Annotated in this window: 4 protein-coding genes and 1 tRNA gene; all 5 read left to right on the forward strand. The window is 71.5% G+C overall.

Annotated features, from left to right (window positions below; genetic code table 11):
• The coding region (locus tag CKO43_RS24965; RefSeq protein ID WP_200380357.1) for a methyl-accepting chemotaxis protein at positions 1-1459 on the forward strand (1459 nt) is incomplete at its 5' end.
• Positions 1456-3327 (forward strand): phosphodiesterase, encoded by a 1872-nt coding sequence (locus CKO43_RS24970; protein WP_200232351.1) that lies wholly within the window; start codon positions 1456-1458, stop codon positions 3325-3327. The genes CKO43_RS24965 and CKO43_RS24970, both read left to right, overlap by 4 nt.
• Before the next feature lie 41 nt (positions 3328-3368).
• Positions 3369-3445 (forward strand) — tRNA-Arg (locus CKO43_RS24975).
• A 592-nt stretch (positions 3446-4037) separates the two neighbouring features.
• Positions 4038-4274 carry a hypothetical protein gene (locus CKO43_RS24980; protein ID WP_200380358.1) on the forward strand — a complete coding sequence of 79 codons (237 nt, stop codon included), beginning with the start codon at positions 4038-4040 and terminating at the stop codon, positions 4272-4274.
• 129 nt (positions 4275-4403) lie between these two features.
• Positions 4404-4684, forward strand: a 281-nt coding sequence (locus CKO43_RS24985; RefSeq protein ID WP_431191975.1) for a hypothetical protein, incomplete at its 3' end; no start/stop codon positions are given.

Here is a 4684-nt window from a genome sequence, read left to right on the forward strand (position 1 = left end):
GGCACTGCTGCCGGCGCTGGTGCGCAGCACCGGCCTGCTGCAGGACAGCGATCCGGCCGTGGCGGCACTCGCCCAGCGCTGGCTGCTCGACGTGCCGCGCGCCGCCGCCGACAGCGCCTCGCTCTGGGGCTGGGCGGTCTACGGCGTCGCACGCGGCGCGCTCGACGACCCGGCGCAGTACCGGCGCCAGGCGTCCTGGCAGGCGCGCGCCCAGGCGGTGCTGGCCGATGCCGGCGCGGCGGCCGTGCCCGAGGGCACGCCGGCGCTGCCGCCGCAGGCCGCGGCCTTCGTCGCTGCCGCCGACGTCTCCGACCTGGTGCGCGAGGCGCTGACGCCCGAGGAGGTCTACGCCTCGGGCGCCGCCGCGCTGCAGGCGCTGTGGCAGGCCGGCGCAGCCGCCTTGCCCGCCATCGACGAGCGCCTGGCCGCGCACGGTGCCGAGCTGCAGCGGCGCTGGGCGCTGCACGCGGCGCTGGTGCTCGGCGCCTTGCTCGTGGCCAGTTACCTGTTCGTCTGTTTCGCCAAGGTGCTGGACGAGGGCTTCGGCGCGCTGCGCCGCGAGCTCGGCCGCATCGCCGACGGCGACCTGCAGCCGCTGCCGGCGCCGCTTGGGCGCGACGAAGCCGCCGACCTGCTGCGCAGCATGGCCGGCACCCAGGAAGCGCTGCGCGAGCTGGTGCGCCAGGTGCGTGCCGCCGCCGAGGCGGTGCAGCGTTCGGGCGCCGAGATCGCCGCCGGCGCCGGCGACCTGTCGACACGCAGCGAACGCGCCGCCGCCGGCCTGCAGCAGACGAGCGCGGCGTTGGAGCGCATCGGCGACAGCGCGGCCGACAGCGAACAGCGCTCCCACCGCGCCGCCGCCGCAGCCGACGCGTATGTCGACGCCGCGCGCGCCAGCCAGCGCACGATGGACGAGGCGATGCGCACGATGGCGCGTGTCGACGCTTCGGCCGGGCGCATCGCGGCCATCGTCGGCACGATCGACGGCATCGCTTTCCAGACCAACCTGCTGGCGCTGAACGCCGCCGTCGAGGCGGCGCGTGCGGGCGAGCAGGGGCGCGGTTTTGCCGTCGTCGCCGCCGAGGTGCGCCAGCTGGCGCAGCGCTCGGCCGCGGCGGCGCGCGAGATCCAGGCGCTGATCGCCGAGAACGTCGACGGCGTGCGCGCCGGCAGCGCCGTGGTGCGCAGCGCCGGCGAACGCATGCAGGCCATCGTCGCCGAGGCCGGCCAGGCCAGCAGCCAGGTGGCGGCGATCGCAGCCGCCGCGGCGCGTCAGCGCCACGAGGTGCACGGCGTGGCCGGTGCGCTGGGCGAGCTGGACGCGGCCACGCAGCACAACAGCGCGCTCGTCGAGGAGACAGCCGCGGCGACCGAGGCCCTGGACCTTAGGGCGCGCGCGCTCGTCGACGCGGTATCGAGGTTCCACACCGGTGACGCCGATGCGGGAGCCAGGCCATGAGCGCACTGCCGCAGTTCCACCTCTACGCCGACCCGGCAACGGACCCGATGAACTTCAACCTCGGTGACAGGACGCGGCCGCTCGCGCGGCTGCTGGAAGAGCGTGCGCTGGAGATCCACTTCCAGCCCATCGTCTCCTTGTCGGACGGCCGCATACACGCCCACGAGGCGCTGATCCGCGGCCCGAGGGGCACGGCGCTGCATGGGGCCGAGGCGCTGCTGGCGCAGGCGCGGCTGGAGGGCGTGCTGCAGGAGTTCGAGGTCGCCTGCGTCGTGCTCGCGCTCGAGCGCTGGGCGGCGCTGCGCCAGGCCGGGCGGCTCTTCATCAACATCAGCGCGTCGGCGCTGGTGCGCTGTTTTGCCGGGCGCAGCGCGCACGACATCGCGCACAGCGTGCAGCGCTGGGGCGTCAACCCGCAGTGCGTGGCTTTCGAGATCACCGAGCACGAGCGCGTGGCCGACATTCCGCTGCTGGTGGAGGTGGCCGACGGCGTGCACGGTGCCGGCATGAGCTTCGTGCTCGACGACTTCGGCGACGGCCGCTCCAGCCTGCGGCTGTGGTCGGAGCTGAACCCCGACGTCGTCAAGATCGACAAGTACTTCAGCCGCGACATCGCCCAGCACGCCAAGCGGCTGCGCACGCTGCGCGCGCTGATGCAGATCGCCGACACCTTCGGCACCATGCTCGTGGCCGAAGGCGTGGAAACGCCCGAGGACCTGCGTGTGCTGCGCGACCTGGGCTGCCCGCTGGTGCAGGGCTACCTGCTGGGGCGGCCGGCGCCGCAGCCGCGCACGGCGCCCGAGCCCGAGGCGATGGCGGTGCTGGAGGACCGGCGCATCGCGGTGCTGCCGACCGAACGCATGGCGCCGTCGCCGCGGCGCTTCAGCCAGGCCAAGATCATCGAGGTGCCGCCGGTGGGGCTGCACGCCACCAACGACGAGGTCGTGGCGCTGTTCACCGCCAACCCCGAGTGGCACGCGATCGCGCTCGTCGACGGCGAACACCCGGTGGCGCTGGTGGGGCGCCAGCAGTGCCTGGACCGTTACGCCAAGCTCTATTTCAAGGAGATCTGCGGCCGCAAGCCCTGCCTGGCCTTCGCCAACACCGAGCCGACGCTGGTGGACGTGCATGCCGGCATCGACGAACTGGCCGAGCTGCTGACATCGCCCGACCAGCGCTACCTGAACGAAGGTTTCGTCTACGTCGAAAGCGGCCGCTACCGCGGCCTGGGCACCGGGCAGCAGCTGGTGCGCCAGGTGACCGAGAGCCGCATCGAAGCCGCGCGCCACGCCAACCCGCTGACGCTGCTGCCGGGCAACAGCCCGATCAGCGAGCACATCGAGCGCCTGCAGGCGGCCGGCGCCACCTTCGTTGCCTGCTACGCCGACCTGAGCCAGTTCAAGCCCTTCAACGACCACTACGGCTACTGGTGCGGCGACCGCATGATCAAGCTGCTGGCGGCGACGATCCAGGCGCACGCCGACCCGCGGCGCGACTTCGTCGGCCATGTCGGCGGCGACGACTTCGTGATCCTGTTCCAGAGCGCCGACTGGCGCGCGCGCTGCGAGCGCATGGTGACCGACTTCGACGCCGCGGCCATCGAGCTCTACGACGACGAGGCGCGCGCGGCCGGCGGCATCCGCGCCGAGGACCGGCACGGCGTCGAGCGTTTCTTCCGCTTCGTCTCGCTGTACATGGGCGTGGTCGAGGTGGGCGCGGGCTCGCTGTTCCGCAGCGCGTCGGACGTCGCCAGCGCTGCCGCGCGCGCCAAGCAGACGGCCAAGCAGAGCGGAGCGTCCATCCACCTGCAGGGGCCGGCGCAGCTGACCGCGCTGCGACCGGCGGACGCGCCGCCACCGGCACGCTGAGCGGCCTCGGCCGCTCGCCCGGCCCGTAGAATCGCGGCCGGCTGCCCGTAGCTCAACCGGATAGAGCAGTTGCCTTCTAAGCAACAGGTCGGGGGTTCGAGTCCCTCCGGGCAGGCCAGTCCATCAAGGACTTAGGCGCGCGCCAGCGCTGCGGCTGTCTACCGAGATCGTGACGTGTCTACCGATCAGCGCGCAGGGCTCCCCGTCGCGATCCATTGACGGCGCGCGCATGCGCATCGGTAACGGTCTTCTGCAGACCTGTTCCAGCCGCTGACGGCTGCCCGGACTGACCCGGCAAAGGCTGCCATCGGCCAATTGCGGGCCGCATCGGCGCCCGGTGAGACGCCTGCATCATCTCGACGAGGCCCGGGCGATACGTTCGACGGCGCGCTGGTATGGCGAATGGGGGTAGGTCAGAAAGTCGGTTTTAGACTGGCTGGCGTCACCCAGGATCCGGCCGCTGAACGGCGGTGACTGCCCGAACCTGCCATCCGGTGCCGTTTGGGCGGCTGGCCGCAGTGCCTTCGAAAGCCGTCGTACGGGCGATAAGGTCGGCGAACCTGTTGGGCCACCTTTCACCCGGCCAGCGGCAGCTCTCGCCGACTGCGAACTGGCGCTGCCGACCCGTAGCCCCGACCATCGGATTGCAAGATTGGACGCCGCAAAGCAGACGCGACCTCCGGTAAAGCTCTCGCATATTTCGGCCACTCGTGAACACCGCGATGCCCACGCGCGCACCTTGCCGGCACGATGAACAAGATACCAGCATCGTCGTGCTCACCGCGCCGGCCATCCTGGATCTGCGGGAGACGCCTCCATTCGCTGCCGGCCTGTTCTGGGCCATCGACTGCGTGTGCAAGCACTGGGTGTTCGTATCGACGCAGTCCCGGCTGGAGGTCGTCATCATCTCCCGGGAGTTGGCCGCCATGCAGGCGGATGAGCCGTAAGTGCACCGGCTCCGCCGCAGGCGCTCCGGTTGCACACCGTTACTGCGCTTTTCCGTCAGCGGGAGGACCTGCTCGGCCAGGGGTGCATGGGACACTCGATTGGCTCAACTGACGCTGCCGCCGTCTGCCATGACCAATCTTCTCGCTGCCGTCTTTGGCTCCGGCAGCCGCCTGTACCGCCTGCAGGGCGATGGCCCACTGGCCGAACTGCACGTCGAGTCGTGGGCGCTGCGCGAGGATCTTTCGGAGCCGTTCACCTTGCAGCTCAGCGCGCTGTCCACGAGGTTCGATCTGGACCTGGACGGCATGCTGGCGCAGCGACTGGATCTGCTCAGCGTGCTGGCCGATGGCCGCGAGCAGCTGCGCAGCGGCATCGTCACCGCGGCCGACGCTTGCGATGGTGATGGCGG

The organism is Rubrivivax gelatinosus, assembly GCF_016583785.1.
Lineage (GTDB): Bacteria > Pseudomonadota > Gammaproteobacteria > Burkholderiales > Burkholderiaceae_C > Rubrivivax > Rubrivivax gelatinosus_B.